The organism is Streptomyces sp. NBC_01463, assembly GCA_036227345.1.
Taxonomy (GTDB): Bacteria; Actinomycetota; Actinomycetes; order Streptomycetales; family Streptomycetaceae; genus Streptomyces.
This window is the reverse complement of record CP109468.1, coordinates 5,084,927-5,111,922: the sequence shown is the minus strand read 5'-3', so window position 1 is coordinate 5,111,922 and position 26,996 is coordinate 5,084,927. Positions and strand designations below refer to the sequence as shown.

The window sequence follows — 26,996 nt, the reverse complement described above, 5'->3', positions numbered from 1 at the left end:
CCGCTCTTCGAGACGCCCGACCTCCCGGGCGCACAGATCCCGGTCCCACAGGGACACTGGTGCCTGGAGAGCGACGCCGACATCTCCGCGGCAAGCCCGGAGACGCAGTCGCCCCCGCCCCCGTCGTCACCCGCGTCACTGCTGCCGTCGCCGTCGCTGCCGCCGTCCCCGTCGCGGTATCCGCACCCGTGTCCGTCGCCGTGGGAACAGGCTCCCGCCGAACGCACACGCCGCTGATCGGCCCTCCGCCGAACACACGGCCCAGAACACGTCACCCAGGGCGCCCACCTGCACGAAGGGCGCCCTTCGGCCATTCATATCCGGCCATTCATTGGCCGAAGAATGATCTTCAGCTGACCTGCCGATCCTGCCGATGCAGGAGGCATCGACACTGAAGGAGGCCTGCCATGGGCGACACTCTGCTGGCTCTGTCCATTCCTGTGCTGGTCTTCGCCAGCGGCATCTACGCGGCATGCGAGAGCTGGTGGCGGCGACGGCACCCCGCGCCGCCGTCCCCGTACACCCATCAGGCGGCCCGGCTGGCCGAGCGCGCGATGCTGGTGGACGCCGAGAGGATCGTGGACGGCGCCTACGAAACCCTCGGCACGCTCTACGACGGCCCGACGGCGACGGACACACACATTCCGGCCACCGGCGTCACGCCCGGGGCGGCTGCCAGTCAGGGTCCCGACCGGTCAGCGCCAGCACCCGCGCGAAGGGGCTAGCCCCGTCCCGTACAGGGAAGGGCTCGCCGAACACCTTCGCCTCCCGCGCCTTCGGAGCCATCCCCTCCAGGGCGGGACCGAGCTCGTCCACCACCGCGGCCTCCGGCTCGAAGTCCTGGCCGGTGGCCCGGGCCAGGTCCCACGCGTGCACGGTCAGGTCGCCGAGCACCATGTGCCCGACCGTCCGGGCCGGGAACCCCCTGGCGCCCGCGGTCCCCTCCTCCGCGCCCGGCGCGGCCCACGCCGCGACCAGCGCGTCCGTCTTCTCGCCGAAGCGCTCCCGCCAGTCGCCGGTGACCGCGTCCGCGACCGCACCGGACTCCGTGTCGTGCCGGGCCCCGAGCGCGGTGAAGTTGACGACCACCTGGACGAGGTGACCGGCCAGGGCACGGACGTCGTACTCCGCACACGGAGTGGGGTCGTCCAGCCGGCTGTCGTCGATGCCGCGGATCACGGGCAGCGCACTGCCCGCCGCCGCATCCAGGAGTTCACTGATCTTCTTCATGACCCGACCATGCATCGGACGGGCCTCCGGGTCTTGAAGAAACGCGACAACCGGGACACGGCCGCGGACGCGATCTAGGATCGGCAGTCATGTCCGGCCCCCGAAGTCCCCGTCGCGACACCCGCGGCATCGTCGACGCCACCGAGCTGTTCACGCACGTGCGCTTCCGGCGCCGCGAGCCGGCCCCCGAGCTGCGCCCGTACCTGGAGCACTACTGGCTGATCGACTGGGACCTGCCCGAGCCGTACGCCTCCCATCTGGTCCCGCACCCCAGCGTCAACCTGGTCTTCGAGCGGTACGCCGGCTGCGGCGACGAGGAGGGCGGGTTCGCGGAGGTCTCGGGCATCGGGCTGGAGCTCTTCACGCAGAAGCTGGAGGGGCGGGGGCGCGTCTGCGGTGTGCAGTTCAGGCCCGGTGGCTTCCGGCCCTTCGCGCCGGACCGGCCGGTGTCGGAGTGGACCGGACGCCGGGTCCCCGCGCCCGAGGTGTTCGAGCCGCCCGCCCCGCCGTCGGCCGTACTGGATCCGGAGCAGGAGGACGCCCGGGTCGCGGCGCTCGACGCCTACCTGCTGGCGCTCGGCCCCGAGCCTGATCCGCAGGCCGACCGGGCGATGGCCCTCGTCGACCTGGTGCGCACCGACCGCACCGTCCGCCGCGTCGACGACCTGGCGCACGCCGAAGGCCTGTCGACGCGGTCGCTGCAACGGCTCTTCGCCACGTACGTGGGCGTCGGCCCCAAGTGGGTCATCCTCCGCTACCGCATCCACGAGGCCCTGGAACGCGCCGAATCGGACCCGGAGGTGGACTGGGCGGGTCTCGCCGCGGACCTCGGCTACAGCGACCAGGCCCACCTGGTCAGGGACTTCACGGCCACGGTGGGCGTACCTCCGACGCTGCTCAGCGCCCGCTGACCCGGCCGGGCGGACGAACGGCCCGCCGGGTGTCGGCGGCGCGTCCTACAGTTCTGGAATGGAGCGCACCACAGCATCATCCGTACGGATCGAGCCCTGGTCGGAGGGCGACCTGGAGCTCCTCCGCCGGGCCAACGCACCGGAGCTGATGGACCACCTCGGCGGCCCCGAGTCCGAGGAGCAGCTCATAGGGCGCCATGGCCGCTATGTGGCGCTGAGCGCGGACCGGACGGGCCGGGGCAGGATGTTCCGCATCGCCCTGCCCGGCGAGGCCGAGGCCGTGGGCACCATCGGCTTCTGGGAGCGCACCTGGCAGGGCCAGGAGGTGTATGAGACGGGGTGGGCGGTCCTCGCGGAGTTCCAGGGCCGCGGCATCGCGTCGGCGGCGACGGCGGCCGTGGTGGAGCAGGCCCGCGCCGAGCACCGGCACCGCTACCTGCACGCCTACCCGTCCGTGGCGAACGCCCCGTCGAACGGGGTGTGCCGCAGGGCGGGCTTCACCCTGATCGGTGAGTGCGAGATCGAGTACCCGCCGGGACATCCCCTGCTGACCAACGACTGGCGCCTGGAACTGCACCCGGGCCGCTGACGGGGCCCGGGAGGACGGGGCCCGGGAGGGAGCCATCCAAAGCGTTTGACGGGCGGGGGCACCTCCTGGATATTTGTCTGCGTCACGCAGCTTATGCGCCACGAAGGCGATCGGTGCGATGCCCTCGTCACCCCGAGACCATCACCGCACCTCACCCCTTCGCCCCGACAGAGGAGATCCACCCCCGTGCCCATCACACCCACCACACCCACCACGCTCGTCACCGGCTCCCGCGGCCGCGTCGGCTCCGCGCTCGTCCGGCTCCTCCACCGAGGAGGCCACTCCGTGCGGGCCGCCTCCCGCCATCACAACGACCTCGTCCTGCCGGCCGGTGTCCCGTCCGTGGCCTGCGATCTCGGCGACCCCGCCACGTTCGCGGCCGCCCTCGACGGCGTCGGCTCCGTCTTCCTCTACGCCGAGCCGTCCCGCATCACCGACTTCCTCGCCGCCGCACGGACCGCCGGCGTCGGGCACATCGTCCTGCTCTCCTCCAGCGCGGTCCTCGCCCCCGACGCCGCGACCAACCCGATCGCGGCCTCCCACCACGCGGTGGAACAGGCCCTGGCCGGCTCGCCCGTCACCGCGACGCTGCTGCGCCCCGGCGCCTTCGCGGGCAACGCCCACCAGTGGGCGGAGTCCTTCCGGTCCGGCCGCACCGTCGAACTGCCCTACCCGCGCAGCCGGACCAGCCCCATCGACGAGGCCGACATCGCCGAGGCGGCGCTCGCCGTCCTCACCGACCCCCGCCTGCAGGGCGCGGCGTACCACCTGACCGGCCCCGCGTCCCTCACCGCCGCCGAGCAGGTCGCGCTCCTGGCCGAGGCGGCGGGCAGGCCCGTCACCGTCGAAACCGTCAGCAGGGACGCCTGGAAGAAGGCCGTGTCGCCCTTCATGCCGGAGGTGATCGCCGAGGGGCTGCTCGACTACTGGGCCGCCACCGAGAAGTCACCCGCCGATGTCACCGGCGACCTGCGGAAACTGACCGGCCGTCCGGCCCGTACGTTCGCCGACTGGGCCACCGGGAACGCCGCCGCCTTCCGCCCCTGACCCGGCGGGCCCGCCCGGTCAATCCCGTGGCCCGCTCCCCCGCCCCGATGGCATCCTGACCGGGTGAACGGACCCGAGATCCACTTCGAAGTCGCCCCCGGACTACGGCTCTTCGTCGCACACAACCGCCGGCAGGGCCGGACCGCCGTGACCACCGACGGATCGTCCACCCTGGGCCACGTCGTGGAATCGCTCGGAATCCCCCTCACCGAGGCCGGACAACTCCTCGTCGACGGACACCCCGTGCCCGTGTCCCATGTCCCCGCGGCCGGCGAACTGGTCGAGGTGCGGGCCGTACGACGTCCGCAGCAGGTGCCGGGCGCGCCCCTGCGATTCCTGCTCGACGTCCACCTCGGCACGCTCGCGCGGCGGCTGCGGCTGCTCGGGGTCGACGCGGCCTACGAGAGCGAGGACATCGGGGACCCCGCACTGGCCACCCGCTCCGCGAAGGAGCGGCGGGTCCTGCTCTCCCGGGACCGGGGGCTGCTGCACCGACGGGAGATCTGGGCGGGGGCGTACGTCTACAGCGACCAACCGGAGGCACAGCTGCGGGACGTACTGGAACGGTTCGCTCCGGCGCTCGCCCCCTGGACGCGGTGCACGGCATGCAACGGACCGCTGACGGCGGCGGACAAGGACTCGGTCGGCGCACGGCTGGAACACGGCACGCAGCGCTCGTACGACGTCTTCGCCCGGTGCACGGAGTGCGACCGGGTCTACTGGCGCGGCGCCCACCACGCCCGCCTGGAGGCGATCGTCACCGAAGCGGTCCGCGACTTCGGCGGCACCGCCGACGCCGGTTAGCAGCGCCGACCACCACCTCTAACCGGCGTCGCCGTCGCGCAGGGTCTCGATCTGGACCGCGCTCAGCTCCACCGTCCGGCGCATATGGGCGATGAGCAGCGCGACCTCGTCGTCGTCGTACGCGTCGAACATGGCGGCCCAGCCGCCGTTCAGCCGCTCCCAGACGGCCCCGAACTCCGCCATCCGCCCGGGCACGGTCTCCACGAGCACCCGCCGCCGGTCCGCCGTGTCCCGGGCGCGGGTCACATAGCCGGCCCGCTCAAGCCGGTCGACGAGCCGGGTCGCCGAGCCCGTGGTGAGCCCGGTCAGCTCGGCGATCCGGCCCGTGGTGACGGGCGCGGCCTCCAGGCCGAGCAGGTTGAGGCACTGCAGATCGGTGGGGTGGAGCCGCAGGTGGTCGGCGACGGCCTGGTTGAAAAGCGCGTAGGCGGCCATGTAGCGGCGCGAGGTGACGGACAGCTCGGCGAGCAGGGCGCTGCGGCGGGGGTCGGGGGACTTCTGCGGCATGCGGAGAGTGTACGAAGCAGACACCGCCCCGCCTCCGCCTCCACCCCTGGCCGGCTCGCCTCCCCCCGGCCGGCTCTACGGCTGCCCGGCGGTCAGATAGCGCTGGATGACGGGTGCGAGCCAGGCGATCAGCTCGTCGCGGTCCATCGACACCGCGGGCTCGATGCGCAGGACGTAGCGCGCGAGCGCCATGCCCAGGAGCTGCGAGGTCACGAGCGCGGCACGGCGTGGCGCCTCGGCGGGGTCGGGGCAGACCGCCGCGGCGACCGGGCCGAGCTGCTCGGCGAAGACGGCGCGCATCCGGCCGGCGCCGGCCTCATTGGTGGCGCCGACCCGGAGCAGGGCGGTGAGCACGTCGTCCCGCTCCCAGCGGTCCAGGAAATGGCCGACGAGAACGGCGCCGATATGCCGGCCGGACACCGCCCCGAGCTCGGGCATCCGCAGGTCGATCACCGAAACGGCGGCGAACAGCCCCTCCTTGTTCCCGTAGTAGCGCATCACCATCGACGGGTCAATGTTCGCGTCACGGGCGATGGAGCGGATGGTGGCGCGCTCGTACCCGTCGGCCGCGAAACGCTCGCGGGCCGCTTCGAGGATCGCGGCCTTCGTGGCATCGGAGCGGCGATGCGTACTGGGAGCTCTTGTCGCCATGCCAACGAATGTAGGCCAACAACCGTTGACACGCCAGCCGTACGGATCTACATTCACCAACAAGCGTTGGCCAACAAGCGTTGACACTCGACCCAGGGGAGACAGCCATGACCAGCAACTCCGAATCCACCACCGGCATCAGCACCACCCCCGACACCGTCGACGTGCTCGTCGTGGGTGCGGGCCCCACCGGACTCCTGCTCGCCGGCGACCTCGCCGCCCAGGGCCTGTCGGTCACCGTCGTCGAGCGCCGGCGCCACGAGGCGGGAAACGTCACCCGGGCCTTCGCTGTCCACGCCCGCACGCTCGAACTGCTCGACACCCGCGGCCTCGCCGACGAGCTGGTCAAGACCGGCACCACACTGACCGGGCTCCGCCTCTTCGGCCGGCTCGGCCTCGACCTGTCGCGGCTGCACACCCGGTTCCCGTTCCTGCTGATCACTCCGCAGTACGAGGTGGAGCACCTGCTGGAGCGCCGCGCCCGCACCACCGGTGTCGACTTCCGGTACGGGGCGGAGCTGACGGACCTGGACCGGACGTCCGGCGCGGACACGGTCACCACCACGATCCGCGCCGCCGACGGCACCCGGACCCCGCTCACCGCCCGCTACGTCGTGGGCACCGACGGGGTGCGCAGCTCGGTGCGCCAGGCCCTCGGACTCCCCTTCCCCGGCGAGTCGGTGATCCGGTCCATCGTCCTGGCCGACGTCAGGCTCACCGAGGAGCCGGCCTCCCTCCTGACGGTCAACGGAGTGGGGGACGCCTTCGCCTTCATCGCACCCTTCGGCGACGGCTGGTACCGCGTGATGGGCTGGGACCGCACCCACCAGGCGGCCGACAGCGACCCGGTCGAGCTGGACGAGCTCCGCGGGATCGCCCGGCGCGCGTTCGGCACCGACTTCGGGATGCACGACGCCCGCTGGATCTCCCGCTTCCACAGCGACGAGCGCCAGGTCCCGGCGTACCGGGTGGGACGCGTCTTCCTCGCCGGCGACGCCGCACACGTCCACTCGCCCGCGGGCGGCCAGGGCATGAACACCGGCCTCCAGGACGCCGCCAACCTCTCCTGGAAGCTGGCCGCCGCGCTGCGGGGGCACACGGCCGGCACCGAGGCGCTCCTGGACAGCTATCACGCCGAGCGCCACCCGGTCGGCACGAAGGTGCTCCGCGCCAGCGGCGCGATCGTCCGCCTCGCGATGGCCCGGAGCCCGCTCCAGCGCACCGTCAGGACGCTGGTCACCCGGGCACTGTCCGTCGTCCGCCCGGCCTCCGACCGCGCCATCGGCATGATCTCCGGCATCGGGATCGCCTACCCGGCACCGCGCGGCGCCCACCGGCTGACCGGGAAGCGCGCACCCGACCTCGACCTGACGGAGGGGCGCCTGCACCAGCTGCTGGCCGAGGGGAAGTTCGTGCTCGTCACCCCGGCCGGGGTACCCACGCCCACGTCACCGGCCCCGCTCCTGCACACCCACTGGACGGGTGACCGGACGACCGTCCTGCTGGTCCGCCCCGACGGCTACATCGCCTGGGCGGGCGAGCGGACCGACCCGGCGGCCCTGACGGCCGCGCTGACCCGATGACCCCCGGCTCAGAAGACGTACTCGTCGCCGGTCGCGGGCGCCAGCACCTCGTGCTCACTGTTCTGCGAGTTCCGGTCCGTCGCCCCGCCGTTCCACACCGTGTCGACCCGGACGACCACCTCCGTCGGCCGGCCCGCGAGCTGCAGTTCGAGGGCGAGCTGCCGCTGCTCGGAGCCGTCCGCGTGCAACTCACCCGTCCGGCACAGCACGGTCGACCGGTCGGCCTGCAGACACTCCTGCGGCAGCTCCTGCCGGCCCGCGAGCGGCACGGAGACCCGCAGCCGCACCGTCACTCCGGCCAGGTCGGAAGGCCCGCGGTTCTCGCTGCGCAACCAGATCCCGAGCCCGCTGCCCCACAGCGAGACATGCCCGTGGTGCGACACATCCGCCTCCGGCGCGATGCTCCGCACCACCGGTGCACCGACGGCCGCCGCCGTCCCGCCCACACCCGGCGCCATCGTCGACGCCATTGCCGCCGCAGCGGCCACCCCCAGCACAGCCTTACGCGTCACTAGCATGCCCTGAAGATACAGATCATCACGAAACATCCATATTTACCCACCGGTTCGGCGCGTCCCGGATCCCGCCCGCCGCAGCCGCCGACCGCCCCGCTGCCTATCCTGGCCCTGTACCGATCAGCTGTCCGAGGAGCACGCCATGGCCGCATCCCCCATCGCCGTCATCACCGGAGCGAGCAGCGGCATCGGTGCCGCGACCGCCCGGCAGCTGGCGGCCGCCGGCTTCCGCGTCGTGCTGACCGCCCGCCGCAAGGACCGCATCGAGGCGCTGGCCGCCGAGATCACCGCCGCGGGCCACGAGGCCACGGCCTACGCCCTGGACGTCACCGACCGTGCCGCGGTCGACGAGTTCGCCACCGCGTTCCGCGGCCTGGCCGTCCTCGTCAACAACGCGGGCGGCGCACTCGGCGCCGACCCCGTCGCCACCGGCGACCCCGCCGACTGGCGCCAGATGTACGAGACCAACGTCATCGGCACGCTCAACGTCACCCAGGCCCTGCTCCCCGCCCTCACCGCGAGCGGCGACGGCACCGTGGTCATCCTCTCCTCGACCGCGGGCTTCTCCGCCTACGAGGGCGGCGGGGGCTACGTGGCCGCCAAGCACGGCGAACACGTCCTGGCCGAGACCCTCCGCCTGGAGATCGTGGGCACCCCGGTCCGCGTCATCGAGGTCGCCCCCGGCATGGTCAAGACGGAGGAGTTCGCCACCACCCGCTTCCGCGGCGACGAGGAGAAGGCCGCCAAGGTCTACGCGGGCGTCGACGCCCCCCTCACCGCCGACGACGTGGCCGACACGATCACCTGGGCCATCACCCGCCCCAGCCACGTGAACATCGACCTCCTGGTGGTCCGCCCCCGCGCCCAGGCCTCCAACTCGAAGGTGCACCGCACGGTCTGACCCGCGCGCAGCCGGGGCGAGAGGACCCCCGTCCCCCTCGCCCCGCCGCCCGCCTCAGCCCTTCACGCAGATGACCTGCTTGAGCTTCGCGACGACCTCGACCAGGTCGCGCTGCTGGTCGATGACCTTCTCGATCGGCTTGTACGCACCCGGGATCTCGTCCACGACGCCGGAGTCCTTGCGGCACTCCACACCCCGCGTCTGCTCCTCCAGGTCCTTCGTCGAGAAGCGGCGCCTGGCGGCGTTCCTGCTCATCTTCCGGCCCGCGCCGTGCGAGGCCGAGTTGAAGGACTTCTCGTTGCCGAGGCCCTTCACGATGTACGAGCCGGTGCCCATGGAGCCCGGGATGATCCCGAAGTCACCGGAGCCGGCCCGGATGGCCCCCTTTCGGGTGACCAGCAGGTCCATGCCGTCGTACCGCTCCTCCGACACGTAGTTGTGGTGACAGGAGATGACCGGTTCGAAGGCCACCTTGGCCTTCTTGAACTCCTTGCGGACCACGTCCTGGAAGAGCGCCATCATCACCGCGCGGTTGTGCTTCGCGTACTCCTGCGCCCAGAAGAGGTCGTTGCGGTAGGCCGCCATCTGCGGGGTGTCCGCGATGAAGACGGCCAGGTCACGGTCGATCAGGTCCTGGTTGTGCGGAAGCTTCTGCGCCTGGCCGATGTGGAAGTCGGCCAGTTCGTTGCCGATGTTCCGGGACCCGGAGTGCAGCATCAGCCAGACCGAGCCGGCCTCGTCGAGACAGAATTCGACGAAGTGGTTCCCCGCTCCGAGCGTTCCCATCTGCTTTGTGGCACGTTCCTGACGGAATTTGACCGCATCGGCGATGCCGTCGAACCGCTCCCAGAAGCCGTCCCAGTCGGTCGCCGCGAGGCCGTGCAGCCGGCCCGGGTCCACCGGGTCCTGGTGCATCCCGCGGCCCACCGGAATGGCCTGCTCGATCCTCGACCGGAGCCGCGACAGGTCCCCGGGCAGGTCGTTGGCGGTCAGTGAGGTCTTCACCGCGGACATTCCGCAGCCGATGTCCACGCCCACCGCCGCCGGGCAGACCGCACCGTGCATCGCGATCACCGAGCCCACCGTGGCGCCCTTGCCGAAGTGGACGTCGGGCATCACGGCCAGGCCCTTGATCCAGGGCAGGGTGGCGACGTTGCGCAACTGCTGCATCGCGACGTCCTCGACCGAAGCCGGGTCGGTCCACATCCGGATGGGAACCTTCGCACCCGGTACCTCTACATACGACATAATTCCTCGATTCCCCCGAAAAGTCTGAAAGCGCAAAACCGGTGCCAAGATCGGCAAATGAGGCGGCCAACCGGCCATCACGGCAGCGCGTGCGATACACATTGTGTCCATCGGCCGCCATCGAGCGGCAACCGTTTTTCGCGCGAAGGGAGCCCAGGACCGTGCGACGAATGGCGTACGTACCCGGCGCCGTGCTGATCGCGGCACTCGTGGCCGGCTGCAGTGCCGGCGACGAAGGCGACGCATCCGCCACCGACAGCAAGCCCGGCACCCTGACCGCCTCCGCCGCACCCCCGGGCAAATACCGCACCCTCCCCGAGGCCTGCCGCTCCATCCCCCTCGCCACCCTGAAGGACCTGCTGCCCGGCGCCGCGCAACTGGCCGAGGCCCAGCAGGAGAAGGTGTTCGAGGGCACGCCCACCGAGACCTTCGACACCGACCGCCGGGTCGGCTGCGGCTGGAAGTCCGACGGCGCCGACGCCTCCCGCAGCATCGTCGTGGACTTCGAGCGCGTCGTCTCGTACGACCCGTCCGTGAGCGACGACGACCGGGCCCGCGAGGTGTACGCGAAGAAGGAGGCCGCGGCGCACCTCCCCTCGGCCTCCGTCGCACCCGGCGACACGGAGAAGGGGGACGCCGCCGGCTCCTCGGAGTCTCCGGCGGACTCCTCCTCGAAGAGCACGGCGGACGCGAGCGCGGACCCGAAGGACGGCACGGACCCGGCCCCGGACCCGCAGGGCAGTACGGACGGCGCGGACACCGGCGGTACGGCCGACGGCGGCACCGAGGACGGCGCGGACGGCGGGCCCGCCGAGAACCTCCAGCCCCGTGTCCTGGACACGCTCGGGGACAGCGCGTTTCTGGACGATCTGCTCACCACGGCAGGTTCCACCGCACAGCACCGCACGGTGAGCGTGGTATTCCGCACATCGAACGTCATCGTCACCATCGAGTACACCGCGCAGCCGGCCCTCGCCACCGAGGTCCCCGACAGCAAGGAACTGCAGGAGAAGGCCCAGGCACTGGGCGAGAACCTGGTCGACAGGTTCAGCGAGTAACCCCGCTCCCGGCGGCCCCGGCGGGTCGCCGGACGCCCCGCGGGGCTCCCGGCCGAGGCGGCATCCGGTGGCCGTCCGTCGTACCGTGGCCCTCCGGAACCACCCGCACGTCCACCGACCCGTCCGCCCACCGACCGTCCGGCAGCCCGACCGCCACGGCCACCCGAGTGAAGGAACCATGCACCGATCAGCTCCGCGACTCACCCGCATACTCGCCTGCGCCGCCGTCCCGGTGATGCTCGTCGTCGCCGGCTGCTCGTCGGACTCCGACGGCAAGAAGGACGACGCCTCGTCCTCGTCCGCCGCACCGGACGCGACGAAGACGGAGGCGGCGGTCGCGCCGGCGAAGTTCGCCGAGCTGCCCGACCCGTGCAAGGCGATCACCGCGAAGACGGTCAAGTCCCTGGTCCCCTCGGCCAAGACCAAGAGCGGCACCCGGGGCAAGACCAGTGACGCCTCCGCCCGCGGCGGCTGCTCCTGGAACGGCCTCGACGACAACGGCGTCAAGGGCTCCCAGTACCGCTGGCTCGACGTCTCCTTCACCCGCTTCGGCTCGGACCAGGCCCTGGGCAGCGGCGCCGACCGCGCCGGGAAGGACTTCACGAAGCAGGTCGCCAAGGCCCAGGCCGCCGAGGGCGCGAAGAAGCTCGTGACCGCACCCGTCAGCGCCATCGGCGACCAGGCGACCAAGATCACGTACGACCTCACCAAGACGGGTGAGGACTTCAAGTACGCGACGGTCGTCGCCCGTACGGGCAACGTCGTCGTCACCCTCAACTACAACGGTGCGGGCTACGCGGGCGCCAAGACCCCCTCGGGCTCCGACGTCCTGGAGGGCGCCGAGAAGGCCGCCAAGGAGGCCGTCGCCGCGGTCGCCGCCGCCAACGGGGGCGGAACGGCGAGCGGATCGCCGAAGCCGTCCCAGTCCGCCGGTTCCGCGGACGACGACTCGGACAAGGACGCGGGCAAGACACCCGCCAAGGCTTCCTCGAAGGCCACCGCCAAGACCACCCGCAAGGCGACCGCCAAGACCTCCGGCTGACGGCGGCGAAGCCCCAACACCCCAGCACACAAGCGGTCTTGCGAAGCCCGGTTCTCACCCGAGAACCGGGCTTCGCCCCTCCCCGCGCAACAGACCGCGCCGGCATGTGCCAGGCTGTGCCCGCCAGAACTCGAAGGCGTCCCGCTGGACCGGACGTCGGAGACGAAGAATTGGGGAGGGGTCGCGGGTGGCCGCGATGCAGCTGACACGCACGCACCGGATACTCATCGGGCTCGTGGTCGCCGGTGCGGTGCTCATCGCAGCGATCGGTTTCGCGGGCTCGTACGCCGCCGTGCGCGAGCTCGCCCAGCAGAAGGGCTTCGGCAACTTCTCGCTCGTCTTCCCGATCGGCATCGACGCCGGCATCTGCGTCCTGCTCGCGCTGGACCTGCTGCTGACGTGGCTGCGCATCCCGTTCCCGCTGCTGCGCCAGACGGCCTGGCTGCTGACCGCGGCGACGATCGCGTTCAACGGCGCGGCGGCCTGGCCCGACCCGCTCGGGGTCGGCATGCACGCCGTGATCCCGGTGCTGTTCGTCGTCTCCGTCGAGGCCGCCCGCCACGCGGTGGGCCGGATCGCCGACATCACGGCCGACAAGCACATGGAAGGGGTCCGCCTCACCCGCTGGCTCCTGTCCCCCGTGCCGACGTTCCGGCTGTGGCGCCGGATGAAGCTGTGGGAGCTGCGCTCCTACGAGCAGGTCATCAAGCTCGAACAGGACCGGCTGATCTACCAGGCCCGCCTCCAGGCCCGCTTCGGCCGCAACTGGCGCCGCAAGGCCCCCGTCGAGTCCCTGATGCCGCTCCGCCTCGCCAAGTACGGCGTCCCGCTCGCCGACACCGGCCCCGCCGGACTCGCCGCCGCGGGCATCGAACCCGCTCTGCTGCCCCCGGCCCCCGCGCAGGCCGCCGTCGCGCAGACCGGCGTCGTGGAGCCGGCCGCCCCGCAGCCCGAGCTCGTGGGCGCGCACCGGCAGGAGCAGTACGCCGAGCCGATTCCCGGGGAGTGGGCCGAGGAGCAGCAGGCCCCGCAGCCCGCCGAGGGCCCCGGTTCGCACGAGAGCCCGTGGTTCGCGGCGCAGGTCCCGGACGGGGCGTACGAGGGTTCGTACAACCCGACGTACGTCGAGGGTCTCGAACCCACCCCGGTCATGATCCCGTCGGGTCCGGGCGGCCGGACCAGGCCGCTGGGCAACGTCGGCACGATCGGCGCCGTCCCCGGCCCCCGCAACGGGCAGGAACAGCCGACCGCGGAGGCGGCCGAGGCCGTCGCGGCACAGCCCCAGGCGCAGGCGCAGTCCCAGGCGCAGATTCCGGTCCAGGAGCAGTTCCCGGTCCAGGAGCCGCAGCCGAAGCCCGTCGTCGAGGCCGCCGACGAGTGGGCCGAGGAGTGGGCGCAGGAGGACGCGGAGTTCAGCGAGATCGCGTACGAGGTCTTCGCCGCGTTCGTGACGCAGCACAGCACGTACCCCAGCATCGAGGTCCTCGACATACACCTGTCGGACGGCCACAACGTGCGGCACCCGCGCAGCGCCGCCCTGCTCCGCCAGCTGATCCAGGGCTTCAAGAACCGCTACCACGCGGAGCTGGAGGCCGACCACATCGCGTGAGCCGGCGAGGCCGCGCCGGCGGCACCCGGCGCGTACGGCGAAGGGCCGCTCCCCACCGTGGGGAGCGGCCCTTCCCGTTCACTCACACACTCATGCGCCGAGCAGCCTGCGCACCCGGTCGGCCCCGACCGCGAGCAGCAGCGTGGGCAGTCGCGGGCCGGTGTCCCGGCTGACCAGCAGCCGGTACAGCAGTGCGAAGAACGACCGCTGGGCCGTCTTCAGCTCGGGCGTCGGCTTGGCGTCGGCCTCCAGACCGGCCAGCACCTTCGGCACGCCGTAGACGAGCGTGGTCAGCCCGTCGAGCGACCAGTGCGTGTCCAGGCCCTCCAGGAGCAGCCGCAGCGACTCGCGTCCCTGCTCGTCCAGCGAGCCGAGGAGTTCCTTGTCCGGCTCGTCGCGGACGATGGTGCGGGCCTCGGCCGGGACCTGGGTGGTGATCCAGTTCTCGGCCCGGTCGAGCCGCGGCCTGACCTCGTCCAGCGAGGTCAGCGGGCTCGACGGGTCGAGCTCGCTGAGGATGCGCAGCGTCTGGTCCTCGGCTCCGGCGGTGATGTCGGCGACCGAGGCGAGGGTGCGGTACGGCAGCGGGCGCGGGGTGCGCGGCAGCTCACCGGCGGCCGTCCCGGTCGCCCGGGAGTGCGCGGCGGCGTCGGCCGGCAGCACGGAGCCGTCGGCGACCTTGCGCTCCAGCGAGTCCCACTCGTCGTAGAGCCGCTGGATCTCCTGGTCGAAGGCGATCTTGAAGGACTGGTTGGGCCTGCGGCGCGCGTACAGCCAGCGCAGCAGCGGCGCCTCCATGATCTTGAGCGCGTCGGCCGGGGTCGGCACGCCGCCCTTGGAGGAGGACATCTTCGCCATGCCGGAGATGCCGACGAAGGCGTACATCGGGCCGATCGGCTGCACTCCGTCGAAGATCTCGCGGACGATCTGGCCGCCGACGACGAACGACGACCCGGGCGAGGAGTGGTCCACCCCGCTCGGTTCGAAGATCACGCCCTCGTAGGCCCAGCGCATCGGCCAGTCGACCTTCCAGACCAGCTTGCCGCGGTTGAACTCCTTGAGCCGGACCGTCTCGGCGAAGCCGCAGTCCGAGCAGGTGTAGTTCAGCTCGGTGCTCTCGTCGTCGTACGACGTGACCGTCGTCAGGTCCTTCTCGCAGTTGCCGCAGTAGGGCTTGTACGGGAAGTAGCCGGCCGAGCCGCCGCTGCCGTCGTCCTCGTTCGCCGCGCCGGAGCCCGCCTCGGCCTCGAGCTCCGCCTCGTCGACCTTCTTCTGCTGCGGCTTCTTGCCGCCGCCGGCCGCCGGGTCCTTCTTGGTCCGGTAGCGGTCCAGGACGGCGTCGATGTCGGCGCGGTGGCGCATCGCGTGCAGGATCTGCTCGCGGTACGTGCCCGCCAGGTACTGCTCCGTCTGGCTGATTCCGTCGTACTCGACGCCGAGCTCGTCCAGGGACGCCGTCATGGCGGCCTTGAAGTGCTCGGCCCAGTTCGGGTACGCGGATCCGGCCGGGGCGGGCACCGAGGTCAGCGGCTTGCCGATGTGCTCGGCCCAGGACGCGTCCACGCCCTCGACCCCGTTCGGCACCTTGCGGAAGCGGTCGTAGTCGTCCCACGAGATCAGGTGCCGGACGGTGTGCCCGCGCCGGCGCACCTCGTCGGCGACCAGGTGCGGGGTCATGACCTCGCGGAGGTTGCCCAGGTGGATCGGTCCCGACGGGGAGAGGCCGGACGCGACGACGACCGGTTTGCCAGGCGCACGACGCTCCGATTCGGCGATGACCTCGTCCGCGAAGCGGGAGACCCAGTCGGTCTCGGTAGTGCTCTGACTCTGAGCCACGGTCGGCACGTCCTTCTCTCTTGTAGGACTCATTGGGGCAGAGGCCATTCTCCCAGGTACCACCCACAGCGCGAAAACGGCTTTACGCCCCGTGGGATACTTGGCGTCATCCCCTGTACTCCTACGGAAACGGCAGCCAGCTGATGGCCTCGGTCAATTCCCTCGCTTCCACGCTCCAGCAGCAGCTGGCGGACGCCCTGACGGCAGCCCTGCCGGATGCCGGTACCGCGGACCCGCTGCTGCGCCGAAGCGACCGGGCCGACTTCCAGGCCAACGGCATCCTGGCGCTCGCGAAGAAGCTCAAGGGCAACCCGCGCGAGCTGGCCGCCCAGGTGACCGGCGCCCTCCCGGCGACGGACCTGATCAAGGACATCGAGGTCTCCGGGCCCGGCTTCCTGAACATCACGCTCTCGGACAGGTCGATCGTCGAGACGCTCGCCGCCCGTGCGGCGGACGCGAGCGGCCGGCTCGGCGTGCCGCACGACAGCGCCGCCGGCACCACCGTCATCGACTACGCCCAGCCGAACGTGGCCAAGGAGATGCACGTCGGTCACCTGCGGTCCGCCGTGATCGGTGACGCGATGGTGCGGATCCTGGAGTTCACCGGTGAGTCCGTCGTCCGGCGGCACCACATCGGCGACTGGGGCACCCAGTTCGGCATGCTCATCCAGTACCTGATCGAGCACCCGGACGAGCTGGACCACCAGGGCGGCGAGGGCGACCAGGCCGACGGCGAGGCCGCCATGTCGTCGCTGAACCGGCTCTACAAGGCCTCGCGGGTGCTGTTCGACTCCGACGAGGAGTTCAAGGCCCGCTCGCGGGACCGGGTGGTCGCGCTCCAGGCCGGTGAGCCGGAGACGCTCGCCATGTGGCAGCGGTTCGTCGACGAGTCGAAGATCTACTTCTACTCGGTCTTCGACAAGCTCGACATGGAGATCAGCGACCCCGACATCGTCGGCGAGTCCGGCTACAACGACATGCTGGAGGAGACCTGCCGGATCCTGGAGGAGACGGGCGTCGCGGTCCGCTCCGAGGGTGCGCTGTGCGTCTTCTTCGACGACGTGAAGGGCCCGGACGGCAACCCGACCCCGCTGATCGTCAAGAAGACGAACGGCGGTTACGGCTACGCGGCGACCGACCTCTCCGCGATCCGCGACCGGGTGCAGAACCTCAAGGCGGACACCCTGCTGTACGTGGTGGACGCGCGGCAGTCCCTGCACTTCAGGATGGTCTTCGAGACGGCCCGCCGGGCCGGCTGGCTGAACGAGGACGTCAAGGCGCACCAGCTCGCCTTCGGCACGGTGCTCGGCAAGGACGGCAAGCCGTTCAAGACCCGTGAGGGTGTCACCATCCGGCTTGAGGACCTGCTGGACGAGGCGGTCGAGCGGGCGACGGCCGTGGTCCGGGAGAAGGCCGGGAAGATCGGCCTGTCCGAGGACGAGATCGTCGAGAACGGCCGGTACGTCGGCATCGGCGCCGTGAAGTACGCGGACCTGTCGACCTCCGCCGTGCGCGACTACAAGTTCGACCTGGACCAGATGGTGTCGCTGCACGGCGACACGTCGGTGTACCTGCAGTACGCGTACGCGCGGATCCGGTCGATCCTGCGCAAGGCGGGCGACGCGAAGCCAGCCGCGCACCCGGAGCTGGAGCTGGCCCCGGCCGAGCGGGCGCTCGGTCTGCACCTGGACCAGTTCGGCGAGGTGCTGTCCGAGGTGGCGGCGGGCTACGAGCCGCACAAGCTGGCCGCGTACCTCTACCAGCTCGCCTCGCACCTCACCACGTTCTACGACCAGTGCCAGGTCCTGAGCGACGAGAACCCGGCCGAGGTCGTCGAGAACCGGCTCTTCCTCGTCGAGCTCACCGCCCGCACCCTGCACCAGGGGATGGCACTGCTCGGCATCAGGACCCCCGAGCGCCTCTGATCACCTCGCGCACCGGCAGACAGAGGGCGGGGCCCGGCACACGGAAGTGTGCCGGGCCCCGCCCTCTTCGCGCCGGCGGCTACTCGGGCCGGCCCAGAGCCCACCCGGAGACGTCCGCCAGCCGGCCGCGCCACAGGGGCAGCCGGAGCGGGGCCGTACCTCCGAAGACGAGCGTGGCGTCCCGCAGATGGATCCAGCGCGGCAGCTGCCGCACGTCCTCCTCGGCCCGCAGCTCGTTGATCCCCTGGTCCACCGTCTCGGGAAACTCCGCGATGAGGTTGGCGCCCTCCCCCTCGACCTGGCGCAGGCTCCTGGCCCAGTCGGCCTTCCACGCCTCGTGGCCGATCACGTCACCGTGCAGCACTCCGGCCGGCACGGTGAGGGTGAGCGGGAGCCCGGAGCGCATCTCCCTGTCGAGGAGCTGGATCAGCAGCTGGAGCTGGAGATCGGGCACGGGCTCGATCACGACCGCGGTCGAGTCCGGCGCGAGTTCGACGGACTCGTTCATGGTGACTTCCCTTCGCAGCGGATCACGTGTGTCAGGCACACCTGCCCGGAAACCGGCGGCGCACGCATTCCTCACCCCCCGTGTTACTCCCCCTGTTCCTCTCCCGTCCCATCCGCGCAGAGAATTCCGGATACACCGCAATGCCCCGGGTACACGGAGGTGGTACCAGCCTCCACTCACGACACACGGGGTGAGAAAAATGACCGACCAATGCGCCGCCGCTCCCCATTCCGTCGCCGGAAGGGAAATCGCGCAGTACTCGGCCCCACCCCGCCGGGCGGCAGAAGCACGCGCGGCCGCCACCGCCTTCGTCGCGCAGCTCAACCCCGCGCCGTCGGCCCGCGCGATCCAGAACCTGCTGCTTCTCTCGTCGGAGCTGGTCACGAACGCGATCCAGCACGCCGGTTCCGTCACCGCCCTCTCCTTCAAGGCGGACAACGGCGCACTGCACGTCCGGGTCGCCGACCCGAGCCCCGCACATCCGCAGTCCCGCGTCCCGGACATGACCGGCCGGACGGGCGGCTTCGGCTGGCCGATGATCCTGCGGCTGGCCCACCGGGTCACCGTCCGTCCGCTCGGCAACGAAGGAAAGATCATTCTTGCCGTGCTGGCTCGCTGACCGCATCGGAATTGCGTCGCGGATTCCACTCGACCGCATGTCTCAACTCATGACGGGCACAAGAGAATTCCAGCACCGAACCGACAATTCAACGGGAGAGTGCAATGACGCATGACAACAGTTCGTACTCCGCCCCCGCCGCCCGGTCCGGCACCAATGGCTTCGCGGTGGCGAGCCTGATCTGCGGCATCATCGGTCTGCTCTTCTTCGGCATCATCCTCGGCCCGGTGGCCATCGTGCTCGGCGTCGTGGCCCTGCGCCAGCAGGCCGCGAGGGGCGGCACCGGCATGGCCAAGGCCGGCCTGGTGCTCGGTGTCATCGACCTGCTGATCGTCGTCGTGCTCATCATCGCGGCCAGCAACGGCGGGTTCAGCTGGTACGTCGGCGGCTGACGCCACCGGCCCCGCACCCCGCCCGACCTGCGAACCTTCCCCCAACAGCCATTGACCGGCCGTCGGCCGGCAGGCGATAGTGACGCGGCCGATCTCTCGTCGGCCGCGTCACCAGGGGTGGGGATCTCATGCAGGACACCGAGGAAGACACGTCGCCCGCAGCGGCGACGGCGGCGGCTCAGGCCGCCCTCAACGGCGGAAGACCCGCCGACGCCCGGGCGCACGCGGCCGCCGCGCTGGAGCGGTACGGCCCCGATCCGGCGCTCTGCCTGCTGCTGGGCCGCGCCCATGTCGTCGAGGACGAGGACGACCACGACGACGAGGCCGAACGCGTCTACCGCCAGGGCCTGGAGGCCTTCCCCGACGACCTGGGTCTGCTCTCCGCGTACGCCGAGCTCTGCCTCGCATCCGACCCGCTCGACCACCCCGGCCGCCACGCCCGGGGCCCCGTGCTGGCGAACCGGATCATCGAACTGGCCCCCGACTCACCCCAGGCGCTGCACGTGGGCCGGCACGCCCGCGGCGAGATCCTGGTCCTCCCGGACGCCGGCAACCCGGCGCCCGCGGTCATCGCCCACATCCAGCGCCATGACGTCCGCGCCGCCCTGGCCGCCGCGCCCGACCTCGCCGACGCCGCCTGGCTGGCCGGCGAGCAGGCCGTCCGGCGCCCCTACGACCGGCGCCTGGCGATCCTCGCCGAGACCCTCGCGGCGCTCGAACGCCCCGGCCGCCGACTGCTCCTGGCCCACGTACGCGCCCCGCTCCCCACCCTGCTCACCGTGGCGGTGCTCGCCGCGACCCTCACGGCCAGCCGGGCCGCGTACCATCTGCCGGCCTGGGTGGCACTGATCGCCGTCCTGCTCTTCGTGCCGGGCGCGATGCTCCGGCGGCTGGAACGGCACGCCCGTGCCCGCGGCCTGGCCCGCCTGCTCACACCCCCGGACGGGGCGGAACTGCCGGACAGCCCGCTGCCACCGCCGCCCGCCTTCAGCTCCCGCGAACTCGTCGTGAACCTGGCGGTCCTGGTCATCGTGGTCTGCTCGGCCGCGTCGCCCCTGCTGTGGACACCCCCGGAGAACACCGACTACCCGCACTACACGGCCACGGCACCGGACACCCTCCTCGGCGCTCCGCTGCTCTCCACGCCGCCGGGCGGGGACGGTGCCGACGCCGAACCGGACACGGTCACGGTCATCCCGGACGACTTCGGACCCGGCACGTTCATCTACGTCTACGGAACCGCCCAGCAGATGGCGGCGAGCAGCGCCGAGCCCCTCGCCTTCGTCTTCGGAGCGACCGGCGATTACCACAACACCCCGACGGACGCGGTCCGTGCGTACGAACAGGGCCTCTCCCGCTCCGAATCGACGATCAACGACGTCTGGGACGCTCCCCCGGGCGCACACGGCGGCCGGCTGCGCTGCGCCGCGTACGCCACCGACGCCGAGGACAAGGGCGCGCACACCGCCTGCACCTGGCTCGACCGGGGCAGCTCCGGCACCATCGTCCTGAACAAGGCCGGACTGGACCGCGACACCGCCGCCGCGATCGCGCGCACGACCCGGGACGCGATCCTCCAGGTGGACACGTCCGGGACCACGCAGGCCGCCGCCCTGACTCCGGTGACGCGGTAGGCGCACCCGTACAGATTTCTTGTACGGGTCGCCCAGGCGTGAAGTACGGGTGCGGGTGGGGATTGGGACCGTATGCACCCCAGGAATCGGCAGCGCAGGAACGCGTCGGCCATGAAGCTCGTGGGCAAACTGGTCGGCCGCTTCCGCGTCGCCTCAGGTCTGACCCAGGCCCAACTGGCCGACCGCGTCAAGGTTCAGGTGGAGACGGTCGCCTCCATCGAACAGGGCCGCCGGGCGCTCCTCCCGGACCTGGCCCTCCAGTTGGACCGGCTCCTGGACACGAAGGGGGCGCTGGAGACGGCGGTGGAGAACATGCCGGAGGTGGACCTGATCCCGGCGTGGGTCGAGCAGTACCTCGACCTGGAACGGGAGGCGCTCGCCCTGTCCTGGTACGACAACCAGGTCATGCCGGGGCTGCTCCAGACCGAGGCCTACGCCCGCGCGGTCTTCCGGAACCGGGTCCCCGTCTTCAGCGAGGAGAAGATCGCGGACCAGACGGCGGCCCGCCTGGAGCGCCAGGAGATTCTGCGGCGCAGCACGCCACCGACGATCAGCTTCGTCATCTGGGAGCCGGTCGTGATGCTTCAACTCGTCGACGACGAGGCGCACTACGAGCAGCTGCACCATCTGCGGCAGTGCGCCGCGCTGCCGGGGATCTGTCTCCAGGTGCTACCTCTGAGCCGCCGGACTCATGCAGGGCTCAACGGCCCCTTCATCCTGCTGGAAACACCGGACTACCAACGCGTCGCGTACTCCGAAACGCAGCGCGGCAGCCTGCTCGTCGCCGACCCCGACGAGGTCAGCATCCTGTCGCAGAAATATGCGATGCTGCGAACTCAGGCCCTCAGCCCCGAAGACTCCGTGGGCCTGCTGGACAGTCTGCTGGGAGAGCAATGAGCACTGCACGCGCGTGGTTCAAGTCCAGCTACAGCGGCGACGAAGGCGGCGCCTGCCTCGAAGTCGCGTACGACTGGCAGAAGTCCAGCCACAGCGGCGACGAAGGCGGCCAGTGCGTCGAGGTCGCCGCCCACCCCGCCGCCGTCCACGTCCGTGACTCCAAGAACCCCGAGGGCCCCGCGCTCAGCCTCGCGCCCGCCGCCTGGGCCGCGTTCACCGGGCACGTCGGGGACCTCGGGCACGTCGGGGTCTGAGCGTGCCGATTGTCAGTGGCGGGCTCTAGGGTTTCCGGTATGGCGACGCTTCCGAATCCGCTCCGTTCCCCGGCCGACGCAGGGCTTCAACTGCCGCCCGGCACCTTCGTAGACGCCACGATCGACGAGGTGTGGCACGAGCCCCTGCTCTGGTACGCGGACGCGCCCGCGGCCCTCGGGACCTGGGCGGCGCTGCGCGCGTCCGGGCGGCCCGTCGGGCTGCTGCCCGTGCTGATCGACGGCGGGATGCGCGACCAGTGGCCCGAGGCCTGGGATCTCGGCCCGGCCAGGACCTCGTATCCCGGCGACCACGACGCGGAAGGGGTCCTGAGCGAGATCTGGGAGGCGTACGCCCCCGAGGAGCTCGGTCTCGACGACTCGGCGGCCGAGTGGCCGGGCCTGGCGCCCGTCCCGGCCGAGGAGGCGACCGAGGACCCCGACGCTTCGTCGGCGGGCCTCGCGGACTTCCTGGCGGACCCGGGCGGCCCGATGACCGGCCTGCGGGCGGCGCTCGTGCCGGCGCGCCGCAGCGCCGACATACCGGCGGCGATCGGCTGGTCGGGACCGCTCAACCATGAGAACGACGTGGCGCGGCTCTGCGCGGTGCTGCGTTCGTGGGAGGACCGGTTCGGGGCGCGGGTCGTGGTGCTCGGGTTCGACACGATGGTCGTCTCGGTGAGCCGCCCCCCGACCACCATCGCCGAATCCGAGGCGCTGGCCGCCGAGCATTTCGCGTTCTGCCCGGACAACATCCAGCAGTCCACGCTGAACAGCCTGGACGCGTACGCGGAGAAGGCCCTGCTCAACCAGCAGACCTGGTCCTTCTGGTGGGACTGAGCGGCTGACGGGCTGGGACGCACGGCCGGTCCGGTGCCGCCGGTACACACGTACAGCGGCACCGCAGCGGCCGCTGTCAGTTGCCCTGCCCCTCCAGCGACTCCGAGATGTCCTCCCACTCGGCCTTGTCCGGCCGGTATTCGTACACGGGCCGGTCCCGCATGCTCGCCGTGCGGAACGGCTTGCCGCCGTCGTCGATGCGCACCGTCCCGCTCCGGCCCCCGCTGGACCACTCCAGCTCCAGGTACCAGGTCACATCGTGGGCCTCCGTGTGCGCGTTGAGGTGGAACACCTCCACGTCGGTGGAGCTCACCCGGTACGGGAAGTTCTTCGCCGGAACGACCCGGCCGGCGTCCTCACCGGCGACCGGCATGGAGACGGGCTGCCGGTCGTCCAGGTCGATGTTGAACGTCTGCGGCACGATGCCGCCGCCGCAGCCCTCCCCCATCGAGAAGGCGGGCCAGTCGTTCGCGGGGGCCTGTGTCACCACGCGGACATGGAGGGCATTCAGCACGACCGCCTCCTGCGAGGCGCCCTGCAGGGTGAGTTCGAGGAGCATGTCGCCCCCGTCCACCCCGCCCAGCTGCGCGGACCAGCTGCGCCGGTCCTGGATCGCGGGCACCGGCGGCATGGAGCGGGGGTCGCGGTCGAGCAGGTAGTACTGCCCGCAGGGCGAGTCCCAGTTGTACGAGCTGATGGTGGCGGTCACCGGCACCCCTTGGGGCGCGGCCGGTTTCCCGCCCTTGCTGTCTGCGCCCTTGGGGGCGGTGGACCTCGTGGCCGTGGCGGACGGGGTCGCGGAGCCGCTGGTCGCGGACGCGGAGGGCTTGGAAGGACTCGGGGACGGAGATCCGCTGCCGCTCCGGCTCGGGGTGGCCGGTGAGTTGGTGCCGGTCCTGTCCATGCCCTCGTCGTGTGTGCGGTCGCCCGTGTAGTTGCTGATCGCCAGTGCGGCGGGAACGGTGAGTGCGACGACCGCGACGGCCGCGAGCAGCACGCGCAGCCGTTTGCCGGACAGCCGGCCGCCCGGGGGCCGCGCGGCAGCCGCCCACCCGGAATCCGGTGTCACGTCCTCGCCCATGGATTCCGGCGCGGCCGCCGCAACCGGTGCCTCCCCCTGCGCCGGCGCAGCTTCCGGCACCGGCACCGGCACCGGCACCGGCTCCGGCTCCGGCTCCGGTTCAACGTCCGCTTGCGGCTCCGTCACCGGGACGGACTTCGTCTCCGGCTCCGGTCCCGGTCCCGGCTCCGGCTCCGGCCGATCCACCACCGCCACCGGCTCGACCGTCCCCGCGGGCTCGTCCCTGCGTGCCGCCCCCCGCCGCTTCGCCTCGTCGGCGAGGATCCACTGCCGGTGCAGCGCCACCAGTTCGTCGGACGACGCACGGCACACCCGCGCGAAGCGTTCGACGGGCGCGTAGTCGTGCGGGACCGCGTCTCCGTTGCAGTACCGGTGGATCGTCGAGGTGCTCATGTGCAGCTTCTGGGCCAGCGCTCCGTAGCTCAGCCCCGAGCGCTGCTTCAGCCCCCTGAGCAATGCGGCGAAGTCCTGGATCTCCGTGCCCACTCTGACCGTTCCCCTCTCCTACCCTCCCGGAACGACGTTCCAGGCAGGTGATGTCCTCGCAGGTCAGAGGCCGTTTTTCCGTTCCGGCGTCCCGTACCGGCCGGCATCCGTTGCCACCGGATCCGCGGGCCGGACACGATGTGGGAACACACCGCAGCGGCACCCCGGAAAGGGCGAGCAGCGCGACTCGTACATCCATCACCTGCCCGTCCCCGGGAGCCGCCGTGCGCACTCGTCCCCGACTCAGCCTGACCGATGCAGTGGCCGCGGGAGTCCTGATCGCCTCTGTCGCGACCGTCATCGCACTCCTGCTGCACCTCTGACCACACGTCATTGTCCAGTACACCGGTCAGCACCCGGCGCACCAAAGCGGCGCCCCACATTCCACAGCACGTTCCGAAACAGCTTCCGCACCACCTTCCGCACAGAAGAGGCCTCTCATGCGTACTGCTCGCTTCCGCCGCGCCGCCCGTACCTCCGCCCTCGGCGCCGTCGCCCTGATCGCCTCGCTGTCGCTGACGGCCTGCCAGGGCGACGACGAGGCGGCCTCCGTCAGCCCCTCCGCGACGGCCGGCTCGTCCTCCCAGTCCCCGGCGGAGAACTCCGGCGCCTCCGGCGACAAGGGCACGGCGGCCCCGGACACCGATCAGGGCAAGGACTCCGCCGGTTCGGGCTCCGGTTCGGGTTCCGGTTCGGGCAAGGGCTCCGGCTCGGGCTCGGGTTCCGGTTCGGGCTCCGGTGACAAGGCGTCCAAGCCCGAGCCGGCGGGCGACGGACAGGCGGCCACGGTGACCTGCACCGGGAAGAACACCAAGCTGTCGATCACCGCGGTGGAGCGGCCGGTCAACCACCTGCTGCTCACGATGACCAACACCGGCTCGAAGGCCTGCAACGCCTACTACTACCCGTACCTGAAGTTCGGCGCGGCCCAGGCGGTCCCGCAGACCTTCGAGGACAGCAAGCCGCAGGCCGTCGCGACGATCAACCCGGGTGAGTCCGTCTACACCGGCGTCATGACCTCGGCGGCCGACGGCAGCGGCTCGGGCGGCTACTCCACCAAGGACCTGAGCGTCAGCTTCCAGAACCGCGACGGCAACTCCGACGGCACCGGCCCCGCGGTCTCCGTGCCGCTGGGCAAGAGCGTGTTCGTGGACAGCAGCCTGAGCGTCACGTACTGGCAGATGAGCATGAACGACGCGCTCACCTACTGAGCCCACCGGACCACTGACGACGGCACGCCTCGATGGGCCCCCTGCCATCGAGGCCATGGCCATGCCCGGGGCGAGGCCGTGGCCGTGACGCAAGGACACTGAGTACGACAACTCATGTGGCGGCCGCGCAGACCGAGTTGACTCGTACACATGCCCGACGACATTCTGACTGCCCCGCAGCCGCGCACCTGGATCGCCGCACTGGTCTCGACGCTGGTGACCCTGCCGCTCGCGGGCCTCGCCCGGTTCTTCGGCGCGCTCTCGCCGATGGCCTGCGACTCCTGCTCGGACGCCCAGTCCGACCGCTTCGACGCCAGTTTCGACCTCGCCTGGCCCCTGCTCTCCGGCGGCCTCGTGCTGTCCCTGCTCCTGCTGTTCACGAGCTGGGTGCTCAGCAGCAGCCGGCCGCCCGCCGCCGTCCCGGTCGCCGTGCTCGCACCCGTCACGGTCGTCGTCACCTACGTGGCGTTCGCCGCGATGATCGACTGGCCCTGAGCAACAACGGCCCGGCCGGGACAGGCCGGGCCGGGAGCTCTAGCGGCGGCCCAGCTTCTGCGCGACCTCCGTCGCCCAGTACGTCAGGATCATCTGCGCGCCCGCCCGGCGGATCCCGGTCAGGCTCTCCAGGATCGCCGCGTCACGGTCGATCCAGCCCTTCTCGGCGGCGGCCTCGATCATCGCGTACTCGCCACTGATCTGGTACGCGGCGACCGGCACGTCCACCGAGTCGGCGACCTTCGCCAGGACGTCGAGGTACGGACCGGCCGGCTTGACCATGACCATGTCCGCGCCCTCCTCCAGGTCGAGCGCCAGCTCGCGCATCGACTCACGGAGGTTGGCCGGGTCCTGCTGGTACGTCTTGCGGTCGCCCTTGAGCGAGGAGCCGACCGCCTCGCGGAACGGGCCGTAGAACGCGGAGGAGTACTTCGCCGTGTACGCGAGGATCGCCACGTCCTCGTAGCCGGTCTGGTCCAGCGCGTCGCGGATCACGCCGACCTGGCCGTCCATCATGCCGCTGGGGCCGACCACATGGGCGCCCGCGTCGGCCTGGACCTGGGCCATCTCCGCGTACCGCTCCAGCGTCGCGTCGTTGTCGACCCGGCCGTCCGCGGTCAGCACACCGCAGTGACCGTGGTCCGTGGTCTCGTCCAGGCAGAGGTCGGACATGACGACGAGATCGTCACCGACCTCCTCGCGCACCGCCCGCAGACCGAGCTGGAGGATGCCCTCCGGGTCGGTGCCCGCCGTGCCGCGGGCGTCCTTCTTCTCGTCCAGCGGCACACCGAACAGCATGATCCCGGAGACGCCCGCCGAGACCGCGTCGACCGCGGCCTTCCGCAGGGTGTCCAGGGTGTGCTGCTGCACGCCGGGCATGGCCGAGATGGCGACCGGCGCGTCGATGCCCTCACGTACGAACGCGGGCAGGATCAGATTCGCCGGGTCGAGCCGTGTCTCGGCGACCATCCGCCGCATCACGGGAGTCGTCCGCAGCCGCCGGGGGCGGGAGCCGGGGAAGTTTCCGTACACAGTCATCCTTCGAGACTAGACCCGTACGCAGCACGCTCTTACCGACACCTCCGCCGGGAAAAGGCGGCGGAAAACGGGGCGGGGCCCGGCCGCT

The 26,996-nt window shown here is 71.4% G+C and carries 28 protein-coding genes; 19 read left to right on the top strand and 9 right to left on the bottom strand.

Annotated elements, in window-relative coordinates:
- The first annotated feature begins 407 nt into the window (after nucleotides 1-407).
- Entirely contained in the window at nucleotides 408-725 is a 318-nt protein-coding gene (locus OG521_22665; GenBank protein ID WUW23431.1) for a hypothetical protein, read from the top strand.
- On the opposite strand, the gene OG521_22660 is transcribed toward OG521_22665, so the two are convergent.
- The gene (locus OG521_22660) at nucleotides 658-1,230 is read right to left on the bottom strand and encodes a TIGR03086 family metal-binding protein (GenBank protein ID WUW23430.1); all 573 of its coding nucleotides are present in this window, start codon (nucleotides 1,228-1,230) and stop codon (nucleotides 658-660) included. The two genes, OG521_22665 and OG521_22660, sit on opposite strands and share 68 nt — an antisense overlap.
- An 89-nt stretch (nucleotides 1,231-1,319) precedes the next feature.
- Here OG521_22660 and OG521_22655 point away from each other — a divergent pair, with 89 nt between their 5' ends.
- From OG521_22655 to OG521_22640, 4 genes are all read left to right on the top strand, one after another.
- Nucleotides 1,320-2,141: a helix-turn-helix domain-containing protein gene (locus tag OG521_22655; protein ID WUW23429.1), complete on the top strand. Its 822-nt coding sequence runs from the start codon at nucleotides 1,320-1,322 to the stop codon at nucleotides 2,139-2,141.
- 58 nt (nucleotides 2,142-2,199) lie between these two features.
- A complete protein-coding gene (locus tag OG521_22650; GenBank protein WUW23428.1) occupies nucleotides 2,200-2,730 on the top strand; it encodes a GNAT family N-acetyltransferase in 531 nt (176 codons plus the stop codon).
- 186 nt (nucleotides 2,731-2,916) lie between these two features.
- Complete coding sequence (locus OG521_22645; GenBank protein WUW23427.1) at nucleotides 2,917-3,777, top strand: NAD(P)H-binding protein; 861 nt, start codon at nucleotides 2,917-2,919, stop codon at nucleotides 3,775-3,777.
- A gap of 63 nt (nucleotides 3,778-3,840) precedes the next feature.
- A complete protein-coding gene (locus OG521_22640) occupies nucleotides 3,841-4,581 on the top strand; it encodes a Mut7-C ubiquitin/RNAse domain-containing protein (GenBank protein WUW23426.1) in 741 nt (246 codons plus the stop codon).
- Between the two features lie 18 nt (nucleotides 4,582-4,599).
- Here the strand turns inward: OG521_22640 and OG521_22635 are convergent, their stop codons facing one another.
- Both OG521_22635 and OG521_22630 read right to left on the bottom strand, forming a co-directional pair.
- Nucleotides 4,600-5,088, bottom strand: coding sequence for a MarR family transcriptional regulator (locus tag OG521_22635; GenBank protein ID WUW23425.1), 489 nt, complete (start codon nucleotides 5,086-5,088; stop codon nucleotides 4,600-4,602).
- Between the two features lie 75 nt (nucleotides 5,089-5,163).
- Nucleotides 5,164-5,739 (bottom strand): TetR family transcriptional regulator, encoded by a 576-nt coding sequence (locus tag OG521_22630; GenBank protein WUW23424.1) that lies wholly within the window; start codon nucleotides 5,737-5,739, stop codon nucleotides 5,164-5,166.
- Nucleotides 5,740-5,846: 107 nt separating this feature from the next.
- Here OG521_22630 and OG521_22625 point away from each other — a divergent pair, with 107 nt between their 5' ends.
- Nucleotides 5,847-7,322 (top strand): FAD-dependent monooxygenase, encoded by a 1,476-nt coding sequence (locus OG521_22625; GenBank protein ID WUW23423.1) that lies wholly within the window; start codon nucleotides 5,847-5,849, stop codon nucleotides 7,320-7,322.
- An 8-nt stretch (nucleotides 7,323-7,330) separates the two neighbouring features.
- Here OG521_22625 and OG521_22620 read toward each other — a convergent pair whose 3' ends face one another.
- Nucleotides 7,331-7,840, bottom strand: a complete 510-nt coding sequence (locus OG521_22620; GenBank protein WUW23422.1) for a hypothetical protein — start codon at nucleotides 7,838-7,840, stop codon at nucleotides 7,331-7,333.
- Nucleotides 7,841-7,979: 139 nt separating this feature from the next.
- On the opposite strand from OG521_22620, the gene OG521_22615 reads away from it, so the two are divergent.
- The gene (locus OG521_22615) at nucleotides 7,980-8,738 is read left to right on the top strand and encodes an SDR family oxidoreductase (protein ID WUW23421.1); all 759 of its coding nucleotides are present in this window, start codon (nucleotides 7,980-7,982) and stop codon (nucleotides 8,736-8,738) included.
- A 54-nt stretch (nucleotides 8,739-8,792) separates the two neighbouring features.
- Here the strand turns inward: OG521_22615 and OG521_22610 are convergent, their stop codons facing one another.
- Nucleotides 8,793-9,986, bottom strand: a complete 1,194-nt coding sequence (locus OG521_22610) for an RtcB family protein (GenBank protein WUW23420.1) — start codon at nucleotides 9,984-9,986, stop codon at nucleotides 8,793-8,795.
- A 170-nt stretch (nucleotides 9,987-10,156) separates the two neighbouring features.
- Between OG521_22610 and OG521_22605 the strand changes: the two genes are divergently transcribed.
- From OG521_22605 to OG521_22595, 3 genes are all read left to right on the top strand, one after another.
- Nucleotides 10,157-11,044 (top strand): DUF3558 domain-containing protein, encoded by an 888-nt coding sequence (locus tag OG521_22605; protein ID WUW23419.1) that lies wholly within the window; start codon nucleotides 10,157-10,159, stop codon nucleotides 11,042-11,044.
- Between the two features lie 178 nt (nucleotides 11,045-11,222).
- Nucleotides 11,223-12,086 carry a DUF3558 domain-containing protein gene (locus tag OG521_22600; protein ID WUW23418.1) on the top strand — a complete coding sequence of 288 codons (864 nt, stop codon included), beginning with the start codon at nucleotides 11,223-11,225 and terminating at the stop codon, nucleotides 12,084-12,086.
- Between the two features lie 187 nt (nucleotides 12,087-12,273).
- Nucleotides 12,274-13,695 carry a DUF2637 domain-containing protein gene (locus tag OG521_22595; protein ID WUW23417.1) on the top strand — a complete coding sequence of 474 codons (1,422 nt, stop codon included), beginning with the start codon at nucleotides 12,274-12,276 and terminating at the stop codon, nucleotides 13,693-13,695.
- A 90-nt stretch (nucleotides 13,696-13,785) separates the two neighbouring features.
- Here OG521_22595 and lysS read toward each other — a convergent pair whose 3' ends face one another.
- Nucleotides 13,786-15,540, bottom strand: coding sequence for a lysine--tRNA ligase (gene lysS, locus OG521_22590; protein WUW26765.1), 1,755 nt, complete (start codon nucleotides 15,538-15,540; stop codon nucleotides 13,786-13,788).
- Nucleotides 15,541-15,674: 134 nt separating this feature from the next.
- On the opposite strand from lysS, the gene argS reads away from it, so the two are divergent.
- On the top strand, nucleotides 15,675-17,456 hold the full coding sequence (argS, locus tag OG521_22585) for an arginine--tRNA ligase (protein WUW23416.1): 1,782 nt from the start codon (nucleotides 15,675-15,677) through the stop codon (nucleotides 17,454-17,456).
- Between the two features lie 79 nt (nucleotides 17,457-17,535).
- On the opposite strand, the gene OG521_22580 is transcribed toward argS, so the two are convergent.
- Nucleotides 17,536-17,964 (bottom strand): hypothetical protein, encoded by a 429-nt coding sequence (locus tag OG521_22580; protein ID WUW23415.1) that lies wholly within the window; start codon nucleotides 17,962-17,964, stop codon nucleotides 17,536-17,538.
- Nucleotides 17,965-18,163: 199 nt separating this feature from the next.
- On the opposite strand from OG521_22580, the gene OG521_22575 reads away from it, so the two are divergent.
- From OG521_22575 to OG521_22550, 6 genes are all read left to right on the top strand, one after another.
- Complete coding sequence (locus OG521_22575; GenBank protein WUW23414.1) at nucleotides 18,164-18,583, top strand: ATP-binding protein; 420 nt, start codon at nucleotides 18,164-18,166, stop codon at nucleotides 18,581-18,583.
- A gap of 104 nt (nucleotides 18,584-18,687) precedes the next feature.
- A complete protein-coding gene (locus OG521_22570) occupies nucleotides 18,688-18,975 on the top strand; it encodes a DUF4190 domain-containing protein (protein ID WUW23413.1) in 288 nt (95 codons plus the stop codon).
- Nucleotides 18,976-19,103: 128 nt separating this feature from the next.
- Nucleotides 19,104-20,609 carry a hypothetical protein gene (locus OG521_22565; GenBank protein ID WUW23412.1) on the top strand — a complete coding sequence of 502 codons (1,506 nt, stop codon included), beginning with the start codon at nucleotides 19,104-19,106 and terminating at the stop codon, nucleotides 20,607-20,609.
- Between the two features lie 111 nt (nucleotides 20,610-20,720).
- Entirely contained in the window at nucleotides 20,721-21,506 is a 786-nt protein-coding gene (locus OG521_22560) for a helix-turn-helix transcriptional regulator (protein ID WUW23411.1), read from the top strand.
- Nucleotides 21,503-21,760 carry a DUF397 domain-containing protein gene (locus OG521_22555; GenBank protein WUW23410.1) on the top strand — a complete coding sequence of 86 codons (258 nt, stop codon included), beginning with the start codon at nucleotides 21,503-21,505 and terminating at the stop codon, nucleotides 21,758-21,760. The genes OG521_22560 and OG521_22555 overlap by 4 nt, the downstream gene beginning before the upstream one ends.
- A 39-nt stretch (nucleotides 21,761-21,799) precedes the next feature.
- Nucleotides 21,800-22,597: a DUF4253 domain-containing protein gene (locus OG521_22550; protein ID WUW23409.1), complete on the top strand. Its 798-nt coding sequence runs from the start codon at nucleotides 21,800-21,802 to the stop codon at nucleotides 22,595-22,597.
- Between the two features lie 76 nt (nucleotides 22,598-22,673).
- On the opposite strand, the gene OG521_22545 is transcribed toward OG521_22550, so the two are convergent.
- On the bottom strand, nucleotides 22,674-24,164 hold the full coding sequence (locus OG521_22545) for a helix-turn-helix domain-containing protein (protein WUW23408.1): 1,491 nt from the start codon (nucleotides 24,162-24,164) through the stop codon (nucleotides 22,674-22,676).
- A gap of 440 nt (nucleotides 24,165-24,604) precedes the next feature.
- On the opposite strand from OG521_22545, the gene OG521_22540 reads away from it, so the two are divergent.
- The gene (locus OG521_22540) at nucleotides 24,605-25,375 is read left to right on the top strand and encodes a DUF4232 domain-containing protein (GenBank protein ID WUW23407.1); all 771 of its coding nucleotides are present in this window, start codon (nucleotides 24,605-24,607) and stop codon (nucleotides 25,373-25,375) included.
- 150 nt (nucleotides 25,376-25,525) lie between these two features.
- Nucleotides 25,526-25,870: a hypothetical protein gene (locus OG521_22535; GenBank protein ID WUW23406.1), complete on the top strand. Its 345-nt coding sequence runs from the start codon at nucleotides 25,526-25,528 to the stop codon at nucleotides 25,868-25,870.
- A 39-nt stretch (nucleotides 25,871-25,909) separates the two neighbouring features.
- Here OG521_22535 and hemB read toward each other — a convergent pair whose 3' ends face one another.
- Nucleotides 25,910-26,908 (bottom strand): porphobilinogen synthase, encoded by a 999-nt coding sequence (hemB, locus tag OG521_22530; GenBank protein WUW23405.1) that lies wholly within the window; start codon nucleotides 26,906-26,908, stop codon nucleotides 25,910-25,912.
- Between the last annotated feature and the right edge of the window lie 88 nt (nucleotides 26,909-26,996).